At 75.9% G+C, this 25,045-nt stretch carries 25 protein-coding genes; 7 read left to right on the forward strand and 18 right to left on the reverse strand.

Going from position 1 to position 25,045, the window contains the following annotated elements; translation table 11 throughout:
- Window positions 1–7: 7 nt before the first annotated feature.
- From IE106_RS05045 to IE106_RS05070, 6 genes are all read right to left on the reverse strand, one after another.
- Complete coding sequence (locus IE106_RS05045; RefSeq protein WP_189530253.1) at window positions 8–1,102, reverse strand: carboxylate-amine ligase; 1,095 nt, start codon at window positions 1,100–1,102, stop codon at window positions 8–10.
- Between the two features lie 107 nt (window positions 1,103–1,209).
- Complete coding sequence (locus IE106_RS05050) at window positions 1,210–2,127, reverse strand: glycosyltransferase (RefSeq protein WP_189530255.1); 918 nt, start codon at window positions 2,125–2,127, stop codon at window positions 1,210–1,212.
- Complete coding sequence (locus IE106_RS05055) at window positions 2,124–3,077, reverse strand: glycosyltransferase family 9 protein (RefSeq protein WP_189530257.1); 954 nt, start codon at window positions 3,075–3,077, stop codon at window positions 2,124–2,126. The genes IE106_RS05050 and IE106_RS05055 overlap by 4 nt, the downstream gene beginning before the upstream one ends.
- Window positions 3,074–4,081, reverse strand: a complete 1,008-nt coding sequence (locus IE106_RS05060; RefSeq protein ID WP_189530259.1) for a glycosyltransferase family 9 protein — start codon at window positions 4,079–4,081, stop codon at window positions 3,074–3,076. The genes IE106_RS05055 and IE106_RS05060 overlap by 4 nt, the downstream gene beginning before the upstream one ends.
- Window positions 4,078–4,605: a D-glycero-alpha-D-manno-heptose-1,7-bisphosphate 7-phosphatase gene (locus IE106_RS05065; protein WP_189530261.1), complete on the reverse strand. Its 528-nt coding sequence runs from the start codon at window positions 4,603–4,605 to the stop codon at window positions 4,078–4,080. The genes IE106_RS05060 and IE106_RS05065 overlap by 4 nt, the downstream gene beginning before the upstream one ends.
- A 431-nt stretch (window positions 4,606–5,036) precedes the next feature.
- On the reverse strand, window positions 5,037–6,056 hold the full coding sequence (locus IE106_RS05070; RefSeq protein WP_189530263.1) for a glycosyltransferase: 1,020 nt from the start codon (window positions 6,054–6,056) through the stop codon (window positions 5,037–5,039).
- A 437-nt stretch (window positions 6,057–6,493) separates the two neighbouring features.
- Here IE106_RS05070 and IE106_RS05075 point away from each other — a divergent pair, with 437 nt between their 5' ends.
- Window positions 6,494–6,907 carry an SRPBCC family protein gene (locus IE106_RS05075; RefSeq protein WP_189530264.1) on the forward strand — a complete coding sequence of 138 codons (414 nt, stop codon included), beginning with the start codon at window positions 6,494–6,496 and terminating at the stop codon, window positions 6,905–6,907.
- A 22-nt stretch (window positions 6,908–6,929) separates the two neighbouring features.
- Here the strand turns inward: IE106_RS05075 and IE106_RS05080 are convergent, their stop codons facing one another.
- The gene (locus IE106_RS05080) at window positions 6,930–8,174 is read right to left on the reverse strand and encodes an aromatic acid exporter family protein (RefSeq protein ID WP_189530266.1); all 1,245 of its coding nucleotides are present in this window, start codon (window positions 8,172–8,174) and stop codon (window positions 6,930–6,932) included.
- 86 nt (window positions 8,175–8,260) lie between these two features.
- Between IE106_RS05080 and IE106_RS05085 the strand changes: the two genes are divergently transcribed.
- Window positions 8,261–9,058 carry an SDR family oxidoreductase gene (locus IE106_RS05085; protein ID WP_189530268.1) on the forward strand — a complete coding sequence of 266 codons (798 nt, stop codon included), beginning with the start codon at window positions 8,261–8,263 and terminating at the stop codon, window positions 9,056–9,058.
- Window positions 9,059–9,155: 97 nt separating this feature from the next.
- On the opposite strand, the gene IE106_RS05090 is transcribed toward IE106_RS05085, so the two are convergent.
- The 7 genes from IE106_RS05090 to IE106_RS05120 all read right to left on the reverse strand — a co-directional run bounded on the left by IE106_RS05090 (window position 9,156) and on the right by IE106_RS05120 (window position 15,182).
- Window positions 9,156–10,823, reverse strand: a complete 1,668-nt coding sequence (locus IE106_RS05090) for a catalase (protein WP_189530270.1) — start codon at window positions 10,821–10,823, stop codon at window positions 9,156–9,158.
- 82 nt (window positions 10,824–10,905) lie between these two features.
- Window positions 10,906–11,679: a metallophosphoesterase family protein gene (locus IE106_RS05095; protein ID WP_189530271.1), complete on the reverse strand. Its 774-nt coding sequence runs from the start codon at window positions 11,677–11,679 to the stop codon at window positions 10,906–10,908.
- The gene (locus IE106_RS05100; RefSeq protein WP_189530272.1) at window positions 11,676–11,930 is read right to left on the reverse strand and encodes a hypothetical protein; all 255 of its coding nucleotides are present in this window, start codon (window positions 11,928–11,930) and stop codon (window positions 11,676–11,678) included. The genes IE106_RS05095 and IE106_RS05100 overlap by 4 nt, the downstream gene beginning before the upstream one ends.
- On the reverse strand, window positions 11,927–12,574 hold the full coding sequence (locus tag IE106_RS05105) for a nucleotidyltransferase family protein (RefSeq protein ID WP_373295903.1): 648 nt from the start codon (window positions 12,572–12,574) through the stop codon (window positions 11,927–11,929). Before IE106_RS05105 ends, IE106_RS05100 begins: the two co-directional genes overlap by 4 nt.
- Before the next feature lie 168 nt (window positions 12,575–12,742).
- Entirely contained in the window at window positions 12,743–13,549 is an 807-nt protein-coding gene (locus IE106_RS05110; RefSeq protein ID WP_189531144.1) for an amino acid ABC transporter ATP-binding protein, read from the reverse strand.
- 2 nt (window positions 13,550–13,551) lie between these two features.
- Window positions 13,552–14,382 (reverse strand): amino acid ABC transporter permease, encoded by an 831-nt coding sequence (locus IE106_RS05115; protein ID WP_189530274.1) that lies wholly within the window; start codon window positions 14,380–14,382, stop codon window positions 13,552–13,554.
- Complete coding sequence (locus IE106_RS05120) at window positions 14,349–15,182, reverse strand: ABC transporter substrate-binding protein (RefSeq protein WP_229840055.1); 834 nt, start codon at window positions 15,180–15,182, stop codon at window positions 14,349–14,351. The genes IE106_RS05115 and IE106_RS05120 overlap by 34 nt, the downstream gene beginning before the upstream one ends.
- Window positions 15,183–15,418: 236 nt before the next feature.
- On the opposite strand from IE106_RS05120, the gene IE106_RS05125 reads away from it, so the two are divergent.
- From IE106_RS05125 to IE106_RS05135, 3 genes are all read left to right on the forward strand, one after another.
- The gene (locus IE106_RS05125; protein ID WP_189531146.1) at window positions 15,419–17,398 is read left to right on the forward strand and encodes a potassium channel family protein; all 1,980 of its coding nucleotides are present in this window, start codon (window positions 15,419–15,421) and stop codon (window positions 17,396–17,398) included.
- A gap of 98 nt (window positions 17,399–17,496) precedes the next feature.
- Window positions 17,497–17,919, forward strand: coding sequence for a cold-shock protein (locus IE106_RS05130; RefSeq protein WP_189530276.1), 423 nt, complete (start codon window positions 17,497–17,499; stop codon window positions 17,917–17,919).
- Between the two features lie 153 nt (window positions 17,920–18,072).
- Window positions 18,073–19,755, forward strand: coding sequence for a carboxylesterase/lipase family protein (locus IE106_RS05135; protein WP_189530278.1), 1,683 nt, complete (start codon window positions 18,073–18,075; stop codon window positions 19,753–19,755).
- A gap of 45 nt (window positions 19,756–19,800) precedes the next feature.
- Here the strand turns inward: IE106_RS05135 and IE106_RS05140 are convergent, their stop codons facing one another.
- Both IE106_RS05140 and IE106_RS05145 read right to left on the reverse strand, forming a co-directional pair.
- Window positions 19,801–20,040 carry a hypothetical protein gene (locus tag IE106_RS05140; protein WP_189530280.1) on the reverse strand — a complete coding sequence of 80 codons (240 nt, stop codon included), beginning with the start codon at window positions 20,038–20,040 and terminating at the stop codon, window positions 19,801–19,803.
- A 56-nt stretch (window positions 20,041–20,096) separates the two neighbouring features.
- Window positions 20,097–20,576: an NUDIX hydrolase gene (locus IE106_RS05145; RefSeq protein ID WP_189530281.1), complete on the reverse strand. Its 480-nt coding sequence runs from the start codon at window positions 20,574–20,576 to the stop codon at window positions 20,097–20,099.
- A 52-nt stretch (window positions 20,577–20,628) separates the two neighbouring features.
- Between IE106_RS05145 and IE106_RS05150 the strand changes: the two genes are divergently transcribed.
- Window positions 20,629–21,498, forward strand: a complete 870-nt coding sequence (locus IE106_RS05150) for a uracil-DNA glycosylase (protein WP_229840056.1) — start codon at window positions 20,629–20,631, stop codon at window positions 21,496–21,498.
- Here the strand turns inward: IE106_RS05150 and IE106_RS05155 are convergent.
- A complete protein-coding gene (locus IE106_RS05155; RefSeq protein ID WP_189530282.1) occupies window positions 21,488–22,225 on the reverse strand; it encodes a GntR family transcriptional regulator in 738 nt (245 codons plus the stop codon). The two genes, IE106_RS05150 and IE106_RS05155, sit on opposite strands and share 11 nt — an antisense overlap.
- A 200-nt stretch (window positions 22,226–22,425) precedes the next feature.
- Between IE106_RS05155 and IE106_RS05160 the strand changes: the two genes are divergently transcribed.
- Window positions 22,426–23,616, forward strand: a complete 1,191-nt coding sequence (locus IE106_RS05160; protein WP_189530283.1) for a zinc-dependent alcohol dehydrogenase — start codon at window positions 22,426–22,428, stop codon at window positions 23,614–23,616.
- A 12-nt stretch (window positions 23,617–23,628) separates the two neighbouring features.
- Here IE106_RS05160 and IE106_RS05165 read toward each other — a convergent pair whose 3' ends face one another.
- Window positions 23,629–25,041: an FAD-dependent oxidoreductase gene (locus IE106_RS05165; RefSeq protein WP_189530284.1), complete on the reverse strand. Its 1,413-nt coding sequence runs from the start codon at window positions 25,039–25,041 to the stop codon at window positions 23,629–23,631.
- Window positions 25,042–25,045 lie beyond the last annotated feature (4 nt).

A 25,045-nucleotide genomic window follows, 5' to 3' on the forward strand; every position in this document is an offset into this window, starting at 1 on the left:
TCGTCGGTCACGGGGCCACGGTCTCCGTGATCAGCAGGTCCGCCAGCGCGGGCAGCCCGCCCTCGGCGAGCGCCCGGCGCTGGAGGTCCGCCGGGGTGCCCTGCTGGAGCAGCCGGTGCACCAGCGAGGTCACCTCCCGGGTGTCCCCGGCCTCCTCCAGCGCCGGGGTCACGGAGTCGAGCAGCCGGCACAGCACGTCACCGGCCCGGCGGGCCCTGCCCTCCGGGTCCATCAGCAGATCGCTCAGTCCGTGCCGTGCCGCGTGCCAGTTCGCGGCCTGCAGCAGCTCCGGAGGGCAGTCGGGCAGCGGCGCCCCGGACTCCTCCGCCCGCAGGGCGGTGGTCACCAGGGCCCGGACGAGCCCCGCGAGCATCACCGCGGCGTCGACCCTCAGCTGCACGTCCGTGCAGCGCACCTCCAGGGTCGGGTAGCGCTCCGAGAGCCGCGCCTGCCAGTAGATCTGGCCGGTGTCGGAGATCACCCCGGAGTCCAGCAGGGTCCGTACCCGCCGGTCGTGGTCGGCGGCGTCGGCGAAGGGCGGCGGAGGGCCGCTCACCGCCCATCTGCCGAAGATCACGGTCCGCCAGCTGGCGAAGCCGGTGTCGTGCCCGTCCCACAGCGGGGAGTTCGATCCCATCGCCACCAGGACCGGCAGCCAGGGCCTGATCCGGTTGAGCGCGGCGACCCCGGCGGTCCGGCCGGGCACCGCGACGTGCACGTGCATGCCGTTGACCAGCTGCTCGTCGACCAGCTGGGGCGCCTGCGAGCGCATCGCCAGGTAGCGGGCGCTCTCGGTGACCGGCACGGGGCCCGGCTCCCGGTAGGGGGCGGTGCCCGTCGCCACGATCCGGCAGCCGTTCTTCTCCGCGGCCGTGCCCAGCGCGTGCCGCAGCCGCAGCAGGTGGCCACCGACCTCGTCGAGGTCGGAGCAGACCGGGGTGGCCACCTCGATCTGGGACTGCAGGAGCTCGGACTGGACCTCCTCGTTCTCCGCGATCGGGCCCAGCCCCGCCGCCCTGCGGACCTCGTCCGCGAGGGCGACCGGCAGGCAGGTGACCGGGTCGACGAGGAAGAACTCCTCCTCGACCCCAACGGTGATCATGTGGCGCCGAGTACCCGGAAAAAAATGGGCAAATCGGTACATGGAGCGCGAAGCGCTTCAGTCACCCGACTGGTCGACACGGCGTGCGGAACGCGCCCGCCGACACCTCACCGCCCCGCGGCCTCCCGGCGCGCCGCGCCCCGGCGTCCGCCGCGCGCCCGGCCGCCCTCCACGTGCCGCGCGGCGGCCTCCACCGCCGCCGGCAGCCGCCGCCGGGCCCGCAGCGCCGCCGGCAGCCGCTCCAGCACCCCGCGCAGCGCCTCCCGCGCCTCCGGGTCCCGCCGGGCGTCCGCGGCCAGCGCCCCGGTCCGCCGCACCGCCACCGACAGCGGACGCCGCAGCCACGCCGTCAGCGCCGCGTTCCGCCGCATCACCGCGCGCCGCCCCTCCCGCACGCCGCCGTCCGGGCTGTGCACGGCGACCACCTCCGGGCAGTGGCACACCGCCCAGCCGCACGCCTCCATGTCGTACGCCAGCAACTGCTCCTCGCCGGCGAAGAACACCACCGGGTGGTAGCCGCCCGCCTCCAGGAACGCCTCGCGCCGCGCGACGGCCGCGCAGGCGAGGAAGCCCAGCACCCGCGTCCCCGGCAGCCCGTGCCGCCGGCCCAGCGGCGAGGCGGCCAGTTCGGCGTCGAGCGGGTCGCTCCGCCCGCCCTCCCCGACCCGTACGGAGGCCGCCACCAGCCCCAGCCGGGGGTGCGCGTCCAGCAGACGCTCGGCCGTCGCCAGGGCCCCCGGCTCCCACCACGAGTCGTCGTCGCTGAACGCCACGTAGGGCGTACGGGCGTGCCGGGCGCCCAGGGTGCGGCCGACCGCCCCGAGGTTCCGGCCGGGGCGCAGCAGCGTCACCCCCGGATGGCGGGCGGCGACCGCCTCGGCGGTGCCGTCCGACGAGGCGTTGTCGACGACCACGACGGGGGGCCGCTCGGGGAGCCGGGCGAGCCGGTCCAGGGTGTGCAGCAACCGCTCGCGGCGGTCGCGGGTGATGACGACGACGGTCGTGCGGGCCTCGTGGGCGGTCACGTCCGGAGCACCTCCAGGTGGGGCAGCAGGGCGGCCAGGACCTCGTCCGGCCCGATCCGCAGCAGCCGCGGGTCCGGTTCCCCGCCGTGCGGGTCGCCCGGCGGGCCGGGGTGCCACAGCGCCACGTGCCGCGTACCCGGCGGCGGCCCCCACAAGCGCGGCGGCACGGGGCCGAACAGCGTCACCGACGGCGCCCCGTACGCCACGGCGACGTGCGCGATCCCGGTGTCCCCGCTGACCACGGCCGCCGCCCCGGCGCACAGGGCGGCCAGCCGCCCGTAGGGCAGCCCGCCCGCCAGCACGTCCCGCCCGCCGAGCCCGGCCGGCCCCGCCACACGCGCGAGGAGCCGGTCCTCGCCCGGCCCGCCGGTCAGCACCACCCGGTGGCCGCGCCGCCGCAGTTCCCGCACCACCTGCGCGTACCGCTCGGGCGGCCAGCGCCTGGCCGCGGCGTCCGCGCCCGGGTGGACCACCACCGCGCCGGGCGCCGGGGACCGGTCGCGGGGCGGGGGGAGCCGGAGGTCGCCCGGATCGGCGGGGACGCCGTACCACTCCAGCAGCCGGCACCAGCGCTCCCGCTCGTGCTCGTCCGCCGTCCACGCCGGGCCCTCGACGTGCGGGGTCCCCGGATGGGCGAACGCCAGCAGCCGGCCGGGCCGCGTCCGTTCCAGCAGCAGGTGGCTGGAGGGTCCCCTCCCGTGCAGGTCGACGGCCGCCTCCGGGGGCGGCCCCGGCCACGCCAGGCGCACCGGCACGGCCCGTCCCGGCGCCGAGGCGGGCAGCAGCGTGTCGACCGCGTCGACGGCCGCCACCACGTCCGCCAGGGAGCGCGGGGCCGCGAGCACCACCTCGTGCCCGGGGAAGCCGCGCCGCACCGCCCGCAGCGCGGGCACCCCGGCCAGCAGGTCGCCGAGGCCGAGCGCCCGCAGCACCAGGACCCGCGGCCTCACGCCCCGCCCCCCAGCAGCTTGCCGACGGCCGCCACCACGTCCTCGGCCGTCACCCCGTCCAGGCACGGGTGGCCCGGCACCGGGCACTGCCGGGCGCGCGATCCGGCGCACGGGGCGTCCTGGTCGCCGAGGAGGACGTGCGGGACGCCGTACGGGCCCCAGCGCCCGGCGGGCACGACCGGCGAGAACAGCGAGACGACCGGGGTGCCGACCGCCGCCGCCAGGTGGGCCGGGCCGGTGTTGCCGGTCACCACCGCGCCGGCCGCCGCGAGCACCGCCGCCAGCTCCGGCGGGCGGGTCCGCCCGCCGAGGTCCACGCCGTGCGCGCCCGCCACGTGCGCGGTGAGTTCCCGCTCGCCGGGGCCGCCCGTGACGACCACGCGGTGGCCCGCCCCGGCGAGCAGCCGCACCGCCTGGGCGCACCGGTCGGGGCTCCACCGGCGGGCCGGGACGCTCGCGCCGGGGTGCACGGCGACGTACGGGCCGGGGCCGGTCAGCTCCGGCGCGCCCGGCGCGTGCCGCACCCGCAGCCGCCCGTCGTCGCCCGGCGGGCGGGGGAAGCCGGCCGCCTCGGCCAGCGCGAGGGCGGCCTCCGCCTCGTGGGCGTGCGGGGGCCGCCGGTGGCGCACGTCCAGCAGGGAGCCGGGGGCGTCCACGCTGTCCGCCGCGACGCGCGCGACGCCCGCCATGCGCAGCAGCAGCGCCGCCGGCAGCGGGCTCTGGTGGAACGAGACCAGGACCAGGGCCGCGTCGAACCGGCCCGCCGCCACCCGGTCGACGATCCGCCCGACGTCCGTCCGGTCCACGGGGGGCGGGGAGAACCCCACCCACGGCGCCTCCCACACCAGCACCTCGTCCACGCCCGGCAGGAGCCGCGCCGCGGGCGCCCCCTGGGGGCCGCACAGCATCGCCACCCGGTCCGCGCGGTGCGCCACCGCCCGTACGGCGGGACCGGCGAGCAGGACGTCGCCGAAGCTGTCGAGGCGTACGACGAGCGCCCTCATACCGGTCTCCGCACCGTCGACGGGCGCCCCAGCACGTGCCGCACGGCGCCGAGCAGGTCCCGGCACACGGCCGGCGCGGCCGCCACCTCGGAGGGCAGCGTCCTCGTCGTCGGCACCAGCACGCCCCGGGCGCCCGCGGCCCGCGCCGCGTCCATGTCGGTGCCGATGTCGCCGACGACCACGCACCGGTCGGCCGGCACGCCGAGCCGCCGCGCGGCCTCCAGGACGAGCCCCGGCGCGGGCTTGCGGCAGGCGCAGCCGGCCTCCGGGACGTGCGGGCAGTGCACCCACACGTCCAGCGGCCCGCCCAGCAGGGCCTCGACGCGGGCGTTCACCTCCAGCACCTCCGCCTCGGTCAGCAGGCCGCGCCCGATGCCCGACTGGTTGGAGACGACCCCCACCGGTATCCCGCGCGCCCGCAGCAGCCGCACCGCCTCCCGCGCGCCCGGCATCAGCCGCACCCGCCCGGGGTCACCGTTGTAGGGCACGTCGACGACCAGGGTGTCGTCGCGGTCGAACAGCACCGCGGCGGGCGTCGCGCCCTCCTCCGCGGCCTCCCCGCCGAGCCGGTCGAGCCGGTCGCGACGGCCGGGTCCTCCGGGACCGCCGAGCGGGCCGAGACCGCCGGGTCCGCCCGGTCCATCGAGCGGGCCGGGTCTGCCGAGCGGACCGGGTCTGCCGAGCGGACCGGACCTGCCGAGCGGACCGGGCCCGTCGAGCGGACCGGGCCCGTCGAACCGGTCAGGTCCACCGGGACCGCCGGGTCCGCCGAGCGGGCCGGGACCGCCGGCCGCGGCGTCCGCCTCGACGCCGTCCCGGTGTCCGGCCGGCTCCCCGGGACCCTCGGCCCCTCGCGGCTCCCCGGCCTCCCGGGGTCCTCCGGCCTCCCGCCGCTCCCCGGCTCCCCACGGCTCCCGGGCCGGCCCGCCCGCGCCGCCCGCGCCGTCCGCCCGGCTCACGCGGCGCCGCCGTTCCAGGCCCCGGCGGAGCGGTGCCTGAGTTCCCCGGCGACGCGGTGCCAGGTGGCGAGGGCCGGGATGGCCGCGCTGGTCAGCACCATGGTGACCACCTCGTCGCGGGTGCGCGGCCCCGGCACGATCCGCGCCCGCGCGAACTCCGCCGTCCCCAGCAGCCAACCGCCCGCGGCGAGCGCCGCCGCCCGGCGCCGTCCGGCCGCCGCGAGGAGGAGGGCCAGCGCGCCGGCGCCCGTGATCGCCGCGTGCCGCCGGATCCGGCCGCGCGGCGCGGCGGCGCGCGCCCACCAGTCGGGGCCGTGCAGCCGCGCCATCAGCGCGTCGTCGGCGTTGCCCCGCTGCACCCGCAGCGACACCCACCGGTCCGCCGGCCGCACCGGGTGGTCCGTGCGCCGGGTGCCGCGCCGGATCAGCCAGCCCGCGTCGATCACCCGCAGCGCCAGGTCCGCGTCCTCGCGGAACGCGCGCCGGAACCGCTCGTCGAAACCGCCCACGGCGCGCAGCGCCTCCGTGCGGTACGCCATGTCGGCGGTCGCCCACAGGGCCCGCTCCAGTCCGGCCGTGTTCCGCTCCCAGTCCGTGGGGCACCGGCCGGCGGGCAGGGGCACGCGCAGCACGCCCTGGACGCCGCCGGTGTCGGGCGACGCGGCGGCGAGGTCGCGGACGAGTTCGGCCCGCCAGGAGGGTCCGACGCGCACGTCGTCGTCCAGGAGCACGGTCCACGGCTCCTCCACCTCGCGCAGCCCGGTGTTGCGGGCGGCGGCCGGCCCGCGCCCGCCGCTGCGGAGCACGACGGCCCGGTCGGCGAGCGGGCCCAGCGCGTCCAGCGGCAGGTCGCCGGGGGACTCCCCGGGCGGTGGCTCGTCCGGCCGGTCGTCGACGACGACGATCCGGCGCGGCTCGGGGCCCTCGCTGCCGGCGAGGGCCCCGAGGCAGTCGGCGAGGCAGGGCCGTCCGACGGTGGGGACGACCACGGCGTACGGGGCGGGCGGATGGCTCATGCGGCGGCGCCTCCCGATCCGGGACCGATCACAAGGGCGTAGGAAGTGCCCAGGTTCGATCACTTTACGCATGGATCGTTCCGCATCGCAGGGCGATCCGCCCGTTCCGTGGGCCGGGCGGGCCGGGTGGGCCGCCCGGGTGCGCGTCCCGGCGCCACCCCCTGTCCCGAGGGCCGCGCCGGGCGGCGCGGAGAGGGGCGCGGAGAGGGGCGCGGAGAGCGGCGCGAGGGGCCGGCCTGGGCGCTCACCTGCGCCGGGTCCGGCCCGATTGGCTCGAACGACCGAAGGTGGTTTATCGTTCATCTATGCGGTTGTGAAGGAGCCCTTCACAAACCGTGTGAGCTGCCCCGGCTGGTTCCCCCGTCCAGCCGGGGCTTTCCCTTTCCCGGATCCGCCGCGCCGGGCATGACCTCGCGCTGCCGAGGAACTGTGGAGGGATGACCGAATACGAACGCTCCCTGACGATGCCCGCCCCGCCCGAGCAGGTCTTCGACCAGGCCGCCGACGTCGGCCGCCTGCACGAGTGGATGCCGGGCGACCTCCACGTCCACGCGGGCGAGCTGCCCGCCGTGACCGTCCACGAGGACCGCACCGACGAGGACACCCCGGCGCTGCTGAGTCCCCGCAAGGAGCAGATGCGCCTGGAGTGGGGGACCCGCGAGCAGGGCTCCTACGCCGGCTGGCTCCAGGTCGCCGGCATCGACTCCGGCGCCAGCGAGGTCACCGTCCACCTGTCCTTCTTCGACGAGGCCCACGACCCCGGCGAGCAGCGCGTCACTGAAGCCCTCGACCGCAGCCTGCAACGGCTCCGGGAGCAGGTGCGCCTCCGCGTCGACACCCCGGGCGGCTGACGGAGGCGCACCCGCCCACGGATCACGTCTCCACCCCCGGCCGCGGCGGCTCGGAGCCCGACCCGCGCAGGCGGGCGGCGAGGGCCGCCAGCCGGGGGTAGCGCTCGTTGACCTCCGCCGCGCGCCGGTCCAGTTCCTGGGTCAGCCGCTCGGTGCGCTTGTCCACGTCCAGTTCGTCGAGGATCCGGTCGACCTCGCTGAGCAGCGCCCCGTGCAGCTGCCACTGCCGGGGGTGCTCCTGCACGTCCTCCAGCAGCAGGTCGGCCACCCGGTCGCGGACGGCGCGCCCGTCCGCGAGGGCCTCGGTGAGACGTTCCTCCGCCTCCTCGGCGTTCGCCGACACCTGCGTGGTGATCAGCCGGGCGAAGCTCTCCACGGCGCGCGCCATGTGCCCGAACAGCTCCTGCAGCAGCACCGCCACGTCCGCCGGGACCAGCCGCTCCTCGGTGCGGTGCTTCGCCAGGTCCGTCAGCGTCCGCGACAGGACGCGCAGCACCACGGCGCAGATCTCCAGGGTGTCCAGGCCGGTCCGCAGCACGATCCGGGCCAGCAGGCCGTCCCGGACGCGCGGGTTGAGCCGCAGGCTCTCCTCCGCCTGCCGCAGCGACGCGTCGACCTCCACGATCGCGTGGTCGAGCCGCCGCGCCTCGTGCAGCCGGGCCGCCGCGTGCGCCACCGGCACGTGGCCCAGGCCGGCGATGTCCTCGCCCATGGCCCGCAGCATGCGCCCTATCCCGGAGGCCAGGCCCTCGATGGACGCCCCGGCGGGCTGCACCCACACCGGCGGCGCGAGCAGCAGGTTGAACAGCAGCCCGACCCCGGCCCCGATCAGCGTCTCCAGGATCCGGTGCCAGGCGGCCGATCCCACCTGGGTCACGCCCAGCACCAGCATCGCGCTGATCGCCACCTCGGGGACGAACTCGCTGACCCGCACCAGGTGGCCCACGATCAGCGCCGCGAAGATCGTCAGTCCGAGGCTCCACCAGGTCAGGCCGACCAGCGCGCTGAACCCGATCGCCACCACCACGCCGGCGACCACCGAGTTGACCCGGCGCACGCCGGTCGTGAGCGTCGCGTAGAGCGTCACCTGCACCACCAGCAGCGCCGTCAGAGGCGCCGTCAGCGGCGCGGGCTGCGCGGGCAGCACCATCAGGGCGACCACGTACGCGATGACCGCGGCCGCCGTCGACCGCAGCGTCTGCGCGGCGACGGGTTCCCTCGTCCGTCGCACCAGTTTGAACACGGGGGCTGTCGTCACATCAGGCATCCCGTTCCCCTGCCCTCTCGTGTCGCGCTCACAACCAGCCAAGTGGCCGGTGTTTGCCGTCCGCCGGGCGTGGTACCGGCGGACCCATGAACCAAGGAACCCCTGTCGCCGTCGTCACCGGCTCCGACTCCGGCATCGGCCGCGCCACGGCCGTCCGCCTGGCCCGGCAGGGCATGGACGTGGGCATCACCTGGCACACCGACCACGACGGCGCGCTGCGCACCGCCGAGGAGGTGCGCTCCCATGGCCGCCGGGCGGCCGTCGCCCGGATGGACCTGACCGACCTGCCGGACGCCGCCCGCGTCGTCGACGACCTGGCGGGTGAACTCGGCAGGCTCGACGTCCTGGTCAACAACGCCGGGACCGGCACCGCCACGCCCTTCCTCGACCTGCCGTACGACACCGTGCGCGACGTCGTCGACGTGGACCTGATCGGACCGTTCCTGTGCACCCAGTTCGCCGCCCGCCGCATGATCGCGCAGGGGGACGGCGGACGCGTCGTCAACGTCACCTCGGTGCACGAGCACCAGCCCCGGGTCGGCGCCGCCCCCTACTGCGCAGCCAAGGGCGGGCTGGGGCTCCTGACGCAGGTGATGGCGCTGGAGCTCGCCGAGTACGGCATCACCGTCAACGCGGTCGCGCCCGGCGAGATCGCCACGCCCATGACCGGGCAGGAGGACCGGGACGTGCGCGAGGAGCGCCGCCCCGGCATCCCGCTCGGCCGTCCGGGTGACGCGCGCGAGGTCGCGGCCGTGATCGCCTTCCTGGCGGGCGAGGACGCCTCGTACGTCACCGGGGCGTCCTGGACCGTCGACGGCGGCATGCTGCGGATGGGGCCCCAGGCGGGCTCCCACCTGGAGAGCGACGCCTGGCGCCGCCCCTGACCCGGCCGCACCGTCCGAACGGCCCGCGGCGGCCCGGCACGACGGACCGGGCCACCGCGGGCTCGTCCGTGCGGGACGGCGCGGGCCGTGCGCGGCGTCAGCGCGAGACGACGAAACGCTCGTTCGGCACGCAGTGCGTCATCGTCAGGCCGGTCACGTCCCGCAGGGGGTTCCCGCCCAGGTTGGCGAGCCGCTTGCGGTCCTCGTCGGTGAGCGTCTGGTTCGGCAGCGGCTCCAGGCCCGCCACGTCCTCGGGACGGATGCCGACGCCCTCGCCGACGCGCAGGCCCAGGTCGTTGTCGACCAGCAGGAAGTGCCAGACCATCCGCTCCTGCACGGGCCGGTCGCACTGCCGGAGCGCGCCGGTGAGGTTCAGCACCAGGTCGTCGCGCTCCCACTGCTCCATCAGCTGGTAGCGCTGGCCGGCCTGGAGGTAGTCGTTGGTGCGCGGGATGCGCCGGCGGGTGAGGCGGCCGCGGATCTCCGGCCCCTGCTCGTCGTGGGCCGGGGGCGCGGCCTCCCGCAGCCCGCCCATGAGGGACGGCTCGTAGTTGGTGCTCGGGCTCTCCCCGGCGCCGTCCACGTGGTAGGTCATCTGGCCGTCGCGCTGGTTGGTGCGCACGTCCGCGTTCTTGGCGTGGTTGACCGGGAGCTGCAGGTAGTTGGGCCCGACCCGGTACCGCTGGGTGTCGCTGTAGGAGAAGGTCCGGCCCACCAGCATCTTGTCGTCCGAGAAGTCCAGGCCGTCCACGAGCACGCCCGTGCCGAAGGAGATCTGCTCGTTCTCCGCGAAGAAGTTCTCCGGCATCCGGTCGAGCACCATCCGCCCCACCGGCTTCGGCGGGAAGTCCTGCTCCGGCCAGGTCTTCGTGTCGTCCAGCGGGTCGAAGTCGAGCTCCGCGTGCTCGTCGTCCGACATCATCTGGACGAGCAGCTCCCACTCCGGGTGGTCGCCGCGGGCAACCGCCTCGTACAGGTCCTTCGTGGCGTGGCCGAGGCCCTGCGCCTGCATGTTCGCGGCGTCCTCCTCGGTCATGCTCCGCACGCCCTGCTTCGGCATCCAGTGGTACTTGACCAGCACCGTGTCGCCCTCGGAGTTCACCCACTTGTACGTGTTGACGCCGAAGCCCTGCATGTGGCGGTAGTCCGAGGGGATGCCGCGCGGGCTGAACAGGTTGACGAGCATGTGCATGCTCTCCGGCGTCTGCGACATGAAGTCGAAGATCCGCCGCGGCTGCTGCTCGAAGGTGACCGGGTCCGGCTTCAGCGCGTGGATCACGTCCGGGAACTTGATCGCGTCCCGGATGAAGAACACCCCCAGGTTGTTGCCGACCAGGTCCCAGTTGCCGTCCTCGGTGTAGAACTTCACGGCGAAGCCGCGCGGGTCGCGGGCCGACTCCGAGGAGTCCCGCCCGCCGATCACCGTGGAGAACCGCACGGCCAGGTCGGTGCGCTTGCCGCGCTCCTGGAACAGCTTCGCCCGGGTGTACCGGCTGATCGGTTCGTCGCCCCAGGAGCCGTACGCCTCGAAGTACCCGTACGCGGTGACGCCGCGGGCGTGGACGACGCGCTCGGGGATGCGTTCCCGGTCGAAGTGGCTGATCTTCTCCAGGAACTGGTAGTTCTCCAGCGTCGCCGGTCCGCGGGCGCCGACCGTGCGCTGGTTCTGGTTGTCGTGGACCGGGTGGCCCTGGCGGTTGGTGAGCACCTTCCGGCTGTCGTCCGTCACGATCTCCGGCTCCTCTCGGGATGCAAGGTCGCGCATGTCGGATTTATCCGATATGTCGCTGTATCCCCGCTACCCATCCGGAGGGTGCCCCTAACCGAACCGCCCCGACGGCCTCCCCCTAACCGACGCCCGCCGTCGCCGCGCCGCCCACCAGTGACGTGGGCCTCGTGTGCACCGGCAGGTGGTACACCGCGAACGCCCGCCCCAGCACCGGCTGCGCCACGTTGCGCACGCGCACCCCGCCGCCGGTCATCCCGTGCTCGCTGCCCATGTGCGCGTGGCCGTGCACCGCCAGGTCGGCGCCCGCGTCGTCCACCGCCTCGGCCAGCAGGTAGCTGCCGAGGAACGGGTAGATCTCCAGCGGCTCCCCGGCCAGCGTGTCCGGTACCGGCGAGTAGTGCGTCAGGGCGATCCGCACGGCGCAGTCCTCCTCGCGCAGCGACCGCAGCGAGGCGGCCAGCTCCTCCGCGCACCGCCGGGTGTAGCGGACGAACGCCTTCATCTCCGGCTCGCCGAACTCGCCCCCGCTGCGCCCGGCGAACCCGCCGCCGAACCCCTTCGTCCCGGCGACGCCCACCCGCGTCCCGTTGATCCGCAGCACCGTGCCCCGGCCCTCCAGGACGGTGACCCCCACCTCCTCCAGGACGGCCGTCACCTCGTCCTGCAGGTCGCTCTGGTAGTCGTGGTTGCCCAGCACGGCCACCACCGGCACCGGCAGCCCGGCCACCTCGCGGGCCACCACGCGGGCCTCCTCGACCGTGCCGTGCCGGGTCAGGTCCCCGGCGAGGAGCAGCAGGTCGGCGCATTCGCCCAGCGTGTCGAACGCCGGCCGCAGCGCGCCGGCGCTCTCGGGGGACAGGTGGATGTCACCGACGGCGGCTACCCGGATCATGACAGCTCCTCCCGGTGGGTCGGGGCGTCCGCGCAGGCCACCACCAGGTCCTCGTGGAGCGGCAGCCCGGTCAGCTCCTCGCGGGCGATGCGCAGGACCTCGCTGCGGCACGCGGCGCTGGACACCGTCCCGTACAGCATCACGCTCCCGCCGCGCTCCTCGATCCGCACGCCCAGTTCCGCCACGTCCTCGCTCGCCAGCCGGTCCCGCAGGTGCGCGATGCGGTACTCGGCCATGTCGGCACCGCTCATGGGGTCGCCTCCCTCGGCTCGATCACGTTCAGGCGCTCCAGCAGGAACAGGAACGCCTCGGGCATGGGGGAGCCCTCGCTCTCCCGCCGCAGCAGGTCCCAGTCGATCCGCTCCCGCAGCACCCGGGCGATCGGCAGCACGGAGCCGAAGTTGCAGTGGTGCTCCGAGAACGCCGCCAGCTGGCTGGCCATGAGGTCCGTCGGCGCCAGGACGGGCATGTGCACCGAGTCGACCGGCAGGACCTGCGCCCGCTCCAGCAGCTCCTGCGTGACCGGCCGGCGGGCCAGCTCGAAGATCAGGTCGATCTCCTCGCCCCGGCAGGTGGCCTTGATCAGCCAGTCCTCCGGAGGCTTGCGGACCCGGATGCCCGCGTTCTGCAGCTCACGGGTGACGGTCTCCTCGTCCTCGCGCAGCACGGCGAAGTCGGTGTCGTGCTGGAGGCTGGCCGGCACGCCGTGGGCGTACGCGGCCACGCTGCCCGCCAGCGCGAAGCGGTGCCCGCCGGCCTTCAGGATGCCGGCCACCTGCTTGGTGGCCTCCAGGATGGCCTGCGTGCGGTCCGGCGGCAGCGGCGGTCCGCCCGCCACCTCGCCGGGCTCCGAGGCCACGGCGAGGTGGGCGGCCTCGTCAACCTGGTTGTTCACGGTCTCGGCCCCCTTCATCGGACTGGAGGTCACCGGGTACCCCGGGGATCGGCGCTTTATCCTGCCCTCGGACGATCACGTACGGCCCGGGGGCGCGGGCCGCTGGCCGCACGCGCTCCCAAGCCGTACGCGCTCCCCGGGCCGTACATGTCGAGGCGGCCGCACCCGTCAGGGCGCCCGGTCCGCCCGGTCCGCCGCCGACTCGGGGCCGGGCGGGGCGGCGGCCGCCGGGTCCAGGACGCGGGTGAGGAAGTCCCGCGTACGGGCCTGGCGGGGCGCGCCCACCACCTGCTCCGCCGGGCCCTCCTCCACGATCCGGCCGCCGTCCATGAACACCACCCGGTCGGCGACCTCGCGGGCGAAGCTCATCTCGTGCGTGACCACCATCATCGTCATGCCGTCCCCCGCCAGCCCGCGCATCACCGCCAGCACGTCGCCCACCAGTTCGGGGTCGAGCGCCGACGTCGGCTCGTCGAACAGCATCACCTCCGGGTCCATCGCCAGCGCCCGGGCGATCGCCACCCGCTGCTGCTGCCCGCCCGACAGCTTCGCCGGGTACGCGGCGGCCTTCTCCAGGAGGCCGACCCGCTCCAGGTTCTCCCGCGCGACCCGTGCCGCCGCCTCCCCGTCGCGGCCCAGCACCCTGCGCTGCGGCAGCGTCAGGTTCTCCTCCACGGTCACGTGCGGGAAGAGGTTGAACTGCTGGAAGACCATGCCGATCCGGCGGCGCACCGCGTCGATGTCGACGTCGGGGTCGGTGACCTCGGTGCCGCCGACGAAGACCCGCCCCGCCGTCGGCTCCTCCAGCAGGTTCACGCAGCGCAGCAGCGTCGACTTGCCCGACCCGGACGGGCCGATGACGCACACCACCTCGCCCCGCGCCACCTCCAGGTCGATCCCGCGCAGCACCTCGTGGTCCCCGAACGCCTTGCGCAGCCCCCGGACCTCGATCTCCGCACGCCCGCCCGCGTCCATGCTCACCCCGCCCTCCCGGTACGGGCCTCCAGGCGGCGCACCAGGAAGCCCAGCGGAACCGTCACCAGCAGGTAGCACAGCCCGGCGACGAGGATCGGCGTCGAGTTGGCCGTCTGGCTGGCCAGGTCCCGGCCGAACTTGGTCAGCTCCCGCTCCTCCAGGGTGACCCCCAGGAACAGCACCAGCGAGGAGTCCTTGAACAGCAGCACCAGCTCGTTCGTCAGCGGCGGGATCACGATCCGCAACGCCTGCGGGATGACCACCGACACCATCGCCCGCGCGTGCGAGAACCCCAGCGACCGCGCCGCCTCCATCTGGCCCCTGGGCACCGCCTGGATGCCGGCGCGGATCGTCTCGGCCATGTACGCGGCGGCGACGAGCCCCAGGCCCAGCGCCACCTTCCCGTACGTACCGCCGGGGATCTCCGTCCCGGGGAACGCCAGCGGCACCGCGACACCCACGAAGATGAAGATCAGCAGCGCGGGCAGGCCCCGGAAGAACTCGATGTACACCCCGGCGACCCACCGGTACGGCGCGACCGACGACAGCCGCATCAGCGCGATCACCAGGCCCAGCGCCAGCCCGAAGGCGAAACCCGAGACGGTGTAGACGACGGTGTTGCGCAGCGCCGTGGTGATGATCTCCGGGAACAGCTCGCGGGCGAGGTCCCGCTGCGCGAACTGGTTGCGCAGCCGCTCCCAGTCGGCCAGGACGGCGACGGCGGCGACCGCGGCGGCGAACACCGCGTACTGGACCCCCTGGGAGACCCGCCGCCGCTGGCGCCTGGTCAGCCGCGAGGTCACGACCCGGCCTTGGGCAGCGGGCCGATCCACTCCTCGTACAGCTTCCGGTACGTCCCGTCGGCCCGGGCGTCCCGGATCGCCTTGTCGATCGCGGCGCGGAGCCTGTCGTTGCCCTTCTTCACCGAGAAGCCGTACCGCTCGCCGGTCTCGATGTTCTCGCCGAGCACGAACGCGGCGGCGTTGGCCTCGTCCTTGAGCCAGCCCCGCACGACGGGGTAGTCGATGACGACCGCGTCGACCTGCCCGGTCCGCAGCCCGTTGAGCACGGCGTCCGAACTCTCGAACGCCACCGGGTCGAAGCCCCGGCTCTTGGCGTGGCTCTCACCGGTCGTCTCGGCCTGCGCCCCCAGCTTCAGCCCGCGGGCCCTCACCTCCGCCAGGGTCCTCACCCCGCTCTTCCTCGACGCGAGCATCGCCTGCGTGGCGTCGAAGTAGGGCGCGGAGAAGTCGACGTTCTTCTTGCGCTCCTCGGTGATCGTCATCCCGGCGGCGGCCAGGTCGCACTCGCCGGAGTTGAGGAACGCGCCGGTCTTGAAGTTCTCGAACGGGGTGTCGAGGATCTTCTGCTGGACGCCCAGGTCCTTCGCCACCAGGTCGATCAGCGCCACGTCGAACCCGACGACCTTCCCGCCCCGCTCGAACTGGAACGGCGGGTACGGCAGGTGGGTGCACGTCGTCAGCTTGCCCTTCTCGACCACGGGCACCCCGCCCGCGGCCTCTCCCGGCCCCTCCTCGTCGGACGAACAGCCCGCCGCGAACAGCAGCGCCGCCGAGACGGCGGCGACGGCGGGGCGGATCCGGTTGCTCGTGCGGCCGGCAGGCGTCGTCACGGTTGACCTCCAGGGGCGCGGGGCGGCGGGACGGGGGAGCCGCCGGGCGCGATCGTATGCCACGAAGCCCACCATAAGGCGGAAAAAGCCGCATATCGCCACCCGATCCGTGTGCGGCGGCCCGCGCGGCGCCCCGCCGGCACCGACCCGATGGACCCGGCCCGGCGGGGCGGCGGCATGCTGGGGGCGTGCTTCCGATACCCCAACAGCCTTTCCCGGCAGCCGCGATGGGCCACATGGTCGTCTGCGGTGACGACGCGCTGGCCGACCGCCTCGCGCGCGAGCTGAACGACGTGTACCGGGAGCGGGTGACCCTCGTCGTCTCCGGCCGCCCCACCGCCGCCCCGCGGGACCCCGACCGCCGCGCCGGCGGCCTGGGCGGCGGCGCCCTCGCCCTGTTCGGCCGCCTCTCCGCCGCGATGACCCGCCCCGCCGCCGGGGACGGGCGCGCCGGTGCGGGGCCCGCGCGGGGCCCCGCCGTCCCCCGGAGCCCCGACCCGTACGACACGCTCGGCGGCCAGGGCCTGCGGTGGGCCGTCCGCGTCGTCGAGGTGGCGGAGGCGGACGAGGCGGCGCTCGTCGAGGCCGGCGTCGAGCAGGCGGCCGCGCTCGCCCTGGTCCACGGGGACGACGAGACCAACATCCGCACCGCCCTGCTCGCCCGCCGCCTCAACCCGCGGCTGCGCCTCGTCATCCGCATGTACAACCGCAAGCTCGGCCAGCACCTGGAGCAACTCCTCGACCAGGCCGCCGCCGTCGCCACGCCCGGCATCGACCCGGAGGCCCTGGACGCCTCCACCACCGTCCTGTCCGACGCCGACACCGCCGCGCCCGCGCTCGCCGCCACCGCCGTCGCCGGCACCAGCAAGATCGTCCACGCGGACGGGCTGCTGCTGCGCGCCGTCGAGCGCACCCCTCCGGGCCCCGGCGAGGTCGCCGACCCGGGGCTGTGCACCCTCGCCCTGCTGTCGTCCACGGCCACCGACCCGGCCGGCAGCGACGGCACCGACAGCAGCGGCGACCAGGGCCCCCGGCTGCTCCCCGACGACCGGGCCGTCGCCACCGCCACCGGACGCGGCACCGTCGCCCTGGAGGCCGTCAGCTACGCCGGTCCGACCCTCCCCGCGGCCCGGCTGTCCCCTCCGTGCGTGCCGTTCGCGTCGCTGTTCTCACGGCGGCTGCGCTGGTCGATCGCCGGCCTCGTCACCGCCGTCGCCGCCATCGCCGTGGCGTCCTGGCTCACCACGGACGACCACCCGCTGCACGCCGCGTACCTCACGCTGCTGGACATCTTCGCGATCGGCGAGCCCGCCCTGGAGTCCCCCGTCGAGCGGCAGGTCCTCCAGATGCTCTCCGGGTTCGTCGGGCTGCTCCTGCTGCCGATCCTCGTCGCCGCGCTCCTGGAGGCGCTGGGCACCTTCCGCAGCGCCACCTCCCTGCGCCGCCCGCCGCGCGGCCTGTCCGGCCACGTCGTGCTGCTCGGCCTCGGCAAGGTCGGCACCCGCGTCCTGACCCGGCTGCGGGAACTGGGCATCCCCGTCGTCTGCGTCGAGTCCGACCCCGACGCGCGGGGCGTCGCCACGGCGCGCCGCCTGCGCGTGCCCGTCGTCCTCGGCGACGTCACCGAGGAGGGCGTCCTGGAGGCCGCGCGCATCCACAAGGCGCGCTCCCTGCTCGCCCTGACGAGCCTCGACATCACCAACCTGGAGGCCGTCCTGCACGCCCGCTCCGTCCGCCCGGACCTGCGCGTGGTGCTGCGGCTGTACGACGACGACATCGCGACCGCCGTGTACCGGACCCTGCGCGCCGCGCACCCCGGGGCGCTCACCCGCAGCCGCAGCGTCTCCCACCTGGCCGCCCCCGCCTTCGCCGGCGCCATGATGGGCCGCCAGATCCTGGGCGCGATACCCGTGGAGCGGCGCGTCCTGCTGTTCGCCGCCGTCGTCGTCGCCGGCAACCCCGAGCTGGAGGGCCGCACCGTCGCCGAGGCGTTCCGGCCCGGCGCCTGGCGGGTGATCGCCCTGGACCCGAGCGCGCCCGGCGAGCGGCGCCCCGACCTGGCCGCCGTGCACCACGCCGCCGAGGACGGGCGCCCGGGCCTGGTCTGGGACCTCCACCCCGGCTACGTGCTGCGCCCCGAGGACCGCGTCGTGCTCGCCGCGACCCGCCGGGGCCTGGCCCAGCTGCTCGGCCGGGGCGGAGCGGCCACCCCCTGACGGCGGCCGCGCGGCAGGTCACTAGGGTGGCCGGGGCCCCGGGCCCGGTCCCGGCCCCCGGCGGCCGGCAGGAAGCGGCGAGGTGTGGAGGAACGGCTGTGCTGATGACGGGGAAGATCCTGCGGTTCGACGAGGTGCGGGGCTACGGCTTCATCGTGCCCCGCGAAGGCGGCGAGGACGTCTTCATGCACGCGAACGACCTGGTGGACGAGAAGTACCTCTACCAGTCGGGACGCGAGGTGGAGTTCTACCTGGAGAAGGGCGACAAGGGCCCCAAGGCGTCGGAGATCCGCCTCGTGGACCGCGCCGCCCGCCGCGCGCCCGCCCCGCGCGCGGACCGGGAGGGCGACCTCGACGACCTCGACGACGACACCCTGGACGTCCTCACCACCGCCGAGTTCCGGGCCGAGCTGACCGAGGCCCTCATCGAGGCGGACGGCACCCTGACCGCCGCCCAGCTCAAGCGGGTGCGCACCCGTGTCCTGGAGCTCGCCCGCGACCACGGCTGGGTCGAGGCGTAGGCGGTTTCCCACCGGGGGGCCGATCGCCCGCCCCCCGGCCCGGACCCGTGCCCTGACCTGCGGATGTTGCGTCGGCCGGAATCTGTGGAACACATGCCGCCGGAGGCGCGGCGCGCGAGGCGCCGGTGTGCGGACACGCGAAGGGACGAGGCGATGCGCGGCGGACGGAAGGGCGGGCCGGGGGGCCGGCGGCGGGTCGCGGTGGCCGTCGCCGCGCTGGCGCTGGCCGCCACCGCGGTGTCGGTGCCGCCCGCGTCCGGCTCCGGTACGGGTTCCGGCACCGCGTCCGGCCCGGGCACCGCGTCCGGCTCCGGCTCCGGGGGCGAGACGGTGCGCACCGAGTCGGGCCGGGTGCGGGGTGTCCGCGCGGGGGAGCACACGGTCTTCTACGGGATCCCCTACGCGGGACCGCCCACGGGGGCGCACCGCTGGGCCCCGCCCCGCCCGGCCGCCCGGTGGTCCGGGGTGCGGGACGCCACGAAACCGGGCCCGCTGTGCCCGCAGGTGCCGTCCTCGTACGCGCCGATCTCCAGCGAGGAGGAGGACTGCCTCGTCCTCAACGTGACCACCCCGCCCCGGGCCGCCCGCCGCCCGGCGCCCGTGCTCGTGTGGATCCACGGGGACGGGGCGGTGGGCGGCGGCGTGTTCTCCGACGGGCGCCGCCTCGCCGCCCGGGGCCTGGTCGTGGTGACCGTCAACTACCGCCTGGGCGTCTTCGGCGCGCTGGCGCTGCCGGGCCTGGAGGGCTCGGGGACGTTCGGCCTGCAGGACCAGCAGGCGGCGCTGGCCTGGGTCCGGCGCAACGCCGCCGCGTTCGGCGGCGACCCGGCGAACGTGACGGTGGCGGGTGTCTCGTTCGGTGCCGCCGCCATCGCCGGGCACCTGACGGCGCCCGGTTCGCGGGGCCTGTTCGACCGGGCCGTGATGGCGAGCGGCGAGGGGGTGATGGACATGCCGGCCGGGGCCATGGGCCCGGGCGTGCCGGGCTACCCGTGGTACGTCTGGCGCACCGGCCGCGAGATGGAGGACATCACCACCGAGATGACCGCCCCGCTCGGCTGCGGCGGCCGGGACCCCGACCGCGTCCTGCGGTGCCTGAGGGCCCTGCCGGTGAAACGGATCCTCCAGGTCCCGCACATCATGAACGCCTTCCAGGCGTTCGGGTACGGCAACGCGACCCTGCCGGAACCGCCGCCCGAGGCGCTGGAGGCCGGCCGGTTCCACCGGGTGCCCGTGCTGTCCGGCGCGACGCGCGACGAGCACCGCACCTTCGTCGGGATGCTCCACGACGCGGTGGGGAAGCCCTTCACCGAGGCGGACTACCGGGGGGCGCTGCGCACCGCGTTCGGCCCGCACGCGCCGCGCGTCCTGGCCGAGTACCCGACGGCGGACTTCCCCTCGCCGGGCCTCGCCTGGGCGACGGTGGTCACCGACCGCATGTGGGCGCGCGGCACCGAGGCGCAGCACCGCCTGCTCGGCCGCCACGTCCCCACGTACGCCTACGAGTTCGCCGACCGCGACGCCCCGATGTTCCTGCCGCTGCCGGGCCGGTTCGACTTCGGCGCGTACCACGCGGGCGACCTGCCCTACCTGTTCGAGGACGACCAGGCGGAGCCGCTGTTCACCCCGGCGCAGCGGAGGCTGGCCGCGACGATGACCGCGTACTGGGCGGCGTTCGCCGAGGCCGGCGACCCCAACGCGCCCGGCCTGCCCGAGTGGCACCGGTACCGGCCGTCCGGCCGCCCGGCGTACACCCAGTCGCTGGCACCCGACCGGATCGGCCCGGTCGACTACCACCGCGAGCACCGCCTGGACTTCTGGTCCCGCCTGCCCTGAACCGGGCGGACCGCCGCGCCGCCGCGGGCCGGGCGGGGCGGTGTCCTACGGGGCGCCGGGCGCCGTGTCGTCGCGCAGCCCGGCCGCCAGCCGGAGCAGCCGCGCCTCGTTCCCCGCGAAGCCCGCCCGGCGCAGCGCCTCGTCGGCCTCGGCCAGGGGCGACGCGAGGTACATCCCGGCCGCGGGGGCGAGGCCCGGATCGGCCAGGACGGCCCGAGCGGTCTCCACCAGGCGGAGGTAGGCCTGTGCCGCCGCGCGTTCGGACGCCGTGGGGGTGGTGGTCATCTCTCGCTCCCTGTCGACGGGTCGGTCCGTCCCACTCTCGCCCATGGCACTGACACTCAGGGCGCGCCCCGTCCGCGCAGGTGCTCCGCCAGCCGCTCCACGAACACCCGCTGGCCGGCCACCAGCCGCTCGGCGGCCTCCTCCGGCGTGCACCAGGCGACCCGGTCGACCTCCGGGAACGTCCGCGTCACGCCCGACCCGCGCGGCCACTCCATGGTGAACGTGCCCGGCACCACCAGCGCCGGATCGAGGTCGCCCTCCACGGCCCACGCCGCGACCACCTTGCCGCCGGCCTGCCGCGCCTCCCCGAGGGGCACCGGCTCACCGTCCGGCACGGGCAGGCCCAGCTCCTCGGTGAACTCGCGGCGGGCGGCCGCCAGCGCCGTCTCGTCGTCCGCGTACTCACCCTTCGGCACCGTCCAGGCCCCCGCGTCCCGCGCCGCCCAGTAGGGGCCGCCCATGTGCGCGACGAGCACCTCCAGCCGGCCGCCGGAGGTACGGAACACCAGCAGCCCCGCGCTGCGCCTCACCACCATGCGCGCCAGTCTGCCCGCCGCGCCCGGCGGCGCCGCGCTACCGTCGACGGGTATGGGACAGGACCACCCCGACAGCCCCGCCCACCCCGACAGCCCCGCCCCTCCCGGCGGCCCCGCTCACCCCGGCGGCCCCCGGGGCCCGGCCGCCCCCGGCCGGCGCGGCGGGCCGGACGATCCGGACTTCCCCGCCCGCACGGCACCGCGGGCCCCCTCGCTCGACCGCCTCGACGCGGCCGTGGTCCGCTGCCGGGCCTGCCCCCGCCTGGTCGAATGGCGCGAGCGGGTCGGCCGCGAGGGGCGCCGCGCGTACGCCGGCTGGGACTACTGGGCCCGCCCCGTCCCCGGCTTCGGCCCGGACGACGCGGCCCTGCTCGTCGTGGGCCTCGCCCCCGCGGCACACGGCGGCAACCGCACGGGCCGCATGTTCACCGGAGACCGCTCCGGCGACGTGCTGTACGCCGCGCTGCACCGCCTCGGCCTCGCCGGCCAGGCCGAGGCGACCTCCCGGGACGACGGGCTGCGCCTGCACGGGGTGCGGGTCACCGCCCCCGTCCACTGCGCGCCGCCCGACAACCGGCCCACGCCCGCGGAGCGCGACACCTGCCGCCCCTGGCTGGCCCGGGAGCTGGACCTGCTGCGGCCCACCGTCCGCGCCCTGGTCGTGCTGGGCGCCTTCGGCTGGCAGGCGGTACTCCCGGCGCTCGCCGCGGCGGGCTGGTCGGTGCCGCGCCCGAGGCCCCGGTTCGCGCACGGCGCCCGGGTGCGGCTCCCGGCGGCCGGTGGCGGGCCGGACCTGGAACTGTTCGGCTGCTACCACGTCAGCCAACGCAACACGTTCACCGGCCGGCTCACCCCGGACATGCTGACGGACGTCCTGGGCGCCGCCGCCCGCGCCGCCGGGCTCCCGGCGGCTACGCCGTGAACTCGTAGGTGAGCGGCGCGGACTGCGGGGCGAAGCGGATGTCGGTCACCTCCAGCACGTGGCCGTGCTGGTCCTGCACCTCGCGGTGCACCGTCAGGTACGCGGCGACCGCCGGCAGGCCCACCCCGATCGACTCGCGGCGCGTCAGCCGCAGCCCCGCCCGGTGCATCCACCGGTACGCCGGCCGCAGGTCCGGGCGGCGCCCCGGCCGCGCGTCCGCCCGTCGGTAGCGCCCCAGTTCGGGCACCTCGGCCAGCGCGTACCGGGAGAAGCGGGAGACCGCCCCGTGCTCCAGCGCGCCGTCCGGCCCCAGCACCCGGTGCCGGTGGACGAGCGTCGGCTCGCCGGGCAGCAGCCCCAGCGCCTCCGCCGTCCCCGCGGGCGCCGGCTCCCAGCCGAGCGCCGCCTCCACCACCCGGTCCGGTCCGCCCACGCCGACGGGGAACTCCAGCAGCCCGGGCGCCAGTGCCGGTCCCGGCCCGGCCGCCGCCGGCTCCGCCGGGGCGGCGTAGGTGCCGCGCCGCTCGGTGACCACCAGCCGCTCGTCGCGCAGCAGCCGCAGCGCGTTGCGCACGGTCTGCCGGTTCACCCCGAAGCGGTGGACCAGGGAGCGCTCGGACGGGAGCCGGGAGCCCGGCGCGATCCGCCCCCCGGTGAGGTCGTCGCGGAGCGCGGTCGCGACCTGGAGGTAGAGGGGGAGTGCGGGGGAGGTGTGGGGTCCAGTCATGTTTCAACCCTCAATTTTCGCTGAGCGTAGCCGAGTGAGCCGTGTCGGTGAGCACATCCCTATCATTGGTCTAAACCTGCTGGGAAGACGGACCCCGGCATTCCCGCCCACTCCCGGTGAACTCTGGCCGAAACGGATTCGCCGCGACGGCCCCCGGGTACCCGGCCACCGCCATGCACCGAGGGAAGGAGAAGGTCGCCATGAGGGCCGTCACCTGGCACGGGAAGCGCGACGTCCGCGTGGACGAGGTCCCGGACCCGCGCATCGAGCAGCCCACGGACGCGATCCTGCGCGTCACCTCCACCGGGCTGTGCGGGTCCGACCTCCACCTCTACGAGGTCCTCGCTCCCTTCATGAACCCCGGCGACATCCTGGGCCACGAACCCATCGGCATCGTCGAGGAGGTCGGCCCCGAGGTGCCGCACCTCCGCCCCGGCGACCGCGTGGTGGTCCCCTTCCAGATCGCCTGCGGCCACTGCTGGATGTGCGAGCGCGGCCTGCCCACCCAGTGCGAGACCACCCAGGTCTCCGAGGAGGGCTCGGGCGCCGCGCTGTTCGGGTACTCCCGGCTCTACGGCTCCGTGCCCGGCGCCCAGGCCGAGTACCTGCGCGTCCCGCAGGCGCAGTACGGCCCGATCAAGGTCCCCGAGGGCCCGTCCGACGACCGGTTCCTCTACCTCTCCGACGTGCTGCCGACCGCCTGGCAGGCCGTCCGGTACGCCGACGTGCCACCCGGGGGCTCCCTCGCCGTCCTCGGCCTCGGTCCGATCGGCGAGATGAGCTGCCGCATCGCCCTCCACCAGGGCGTGGAGCGGGTCATCGGCATCGACCTCGTGCCCGAGCGCCTCGGCCGCGCCCGCCTGCGCGGCGTGGAGGTCTTCGACCTCTCCGCCTACGACGGGCAGGACGACCTGATCGCCGCCGTCCGGGAGGCCACCGGCGGCCGCGGCCCGGACGCCGTCGTCGACGCCGTCGGCACCGAGGCCCACGGCAGCCCGGTCGCCAAGGCCCAGCAGCAGGCCGCCACGCTCCTCCCGCGCGCCTGGGCGGCCAAACTCCACCAGAAGGTCGGCACCGACCGGCTCGCCGCGCTGTACCTGGCCATCGACCTCGTGCGGCGCGGCGGCACCATCTCCCTCAGCGGCGTCTACGGCGGGGCCGCCGACCCGCTGCCGATGCTCACCCTCTTCGACAAGCAGATCCAGCTGCGCATGGGCCAGGCCAACGTCCGCCGCTGGGTCGACGACATCCTGCCGCTGCTGACCGACGAGGACCCCCTCGGCGTGGACACCTTCGCCACGCACCACCTGCCGCTCTCCGACGCGCCGCACGCCTACCGCATGTTCCAGCGCAAGGAGGACGGCGTCAGCAAGATCGTCATGCGGCCCTGAGCCGGCGCGCCGTCAGCCCCCGGCCGGCTCCCGCCACAGGGGCGGATGCCGCAGGGCCTCCGGCTCCGGACCGAACAGCACGGCCCGGGCCACGCGCGGCGCGAACAGCGCGGCCGGCGGCTTGATGAGGGACAGCACCGGCCGGAACGCCGAGCCGACCACCGGGTCGGACCCCACCCGGCGCTGGAGGCGGGCCAGGTACCAGTCGACGGGCCGTTCCAGGGGCGAGGTGCGGGCCGCGTCGCCGACCGCGCCCGGCATCTTCCTGTCCGCGCCCGCCGAGATGTCCCACGCCTGGCGCGAGGCCCGCAGCAGCGCGCGCTGCACGCGTGAGGTCGTCGGCGTGCGCCGGTCCGCGAGGGCGTCGCGCAGGACGACCGCGGCCATCGCCGCGACCGCCATGCCCTGCCCGTAGATCGGGTTGAAGGCGCACAGGGCGTCGCCCGTGACGAGGAAGCCCGCCGGCCGCCGGCCCGGCCGGTCGTAGCGGCGCCGTACGTTGGCGGTGTCCCGGAAGCCGTACACCGGCGAGACCGGTTCGGCCTTGGCCAGCCAGTCGCGCAGCACCGGGTGCGGCAGCCGCCCGGCGAACTCCTCGAACGCCGCCTCGTCGGCGGGCGGTTCCTCGCCGCGCAGCCCGGACAGGGTGACCAGGAACCGGCCGTCCTCCACGGGCAGCGCCACACCGCTGTACGTCTGGTGGGGGTTGGGGACGACGAAGTAGCCGCTCGCGTCGGTCTCCTCGCCGTGCCGGTCGTGCCGGTAGAGGCGCGACGCGTAGGCGAGGCCGGTGTCGATGGTCTCCTCGTGCGGCGGCTCCGCGCCGAGCGCGGCCAGCCACCGCGACGCCCGCGACCCCCGGCCCGAGGCGTCCACGACCAGGTCGGCGGCGATCGGACGCGGTTCCCCGCCCCGGCCGGAGCCGCGTTCGCGCACCAGGACGCCCCGTACGCGCGCGGCGTCCCCGACCAGGCCCACCGCCTCCGTCGCCTGGACGGCCGTCACGCGCGGGTCGGCCAGCACCCGGCGCCGGATCGCCTGTTCGACCAGCGGCCGGGACGCGGTCACCAGGTGCACCATGGCGGCCGTGCGGTGGTACCAGCCGCCGGCCTGCCACTGCACCACGTCCTCGGGCATCCCCACGCGCGGGGCGCCGTCCGCCAGCAACTCGTCCATGACGCCCGGCAGCAGCTGCTCCAGGGCCCGCTGGCCGCCCTCCAGCAGCACGTGCAGGTGGCGCCCCTGCGGCACGCCCGCGCGGGGCTCGGCCTCCTCGGGGAAGCGGTCCCGCTCCACGACGGTGACCCGCTCGGCGTGGTCCGCGAGCACCCTGGCCGCGAGGAGCCCGGCGACGCTGCCGCCGATCACCACCGCGTGGCGCCCCCCGCGCCCCGCCCCCGCGCCGCTGCCCAACTCGTCGGTCATGTCC

This window comes from Streptomyces roseolilacinus, assembly GCF_014649335.1.
Taxonomy (GTDB): domain Bacteria; phylum Actinomycetota; class Actinomycetes; order Streptomycetales; family Streptomycetaceae; genus Streptomyces; species Streptomyces roseolilacinus.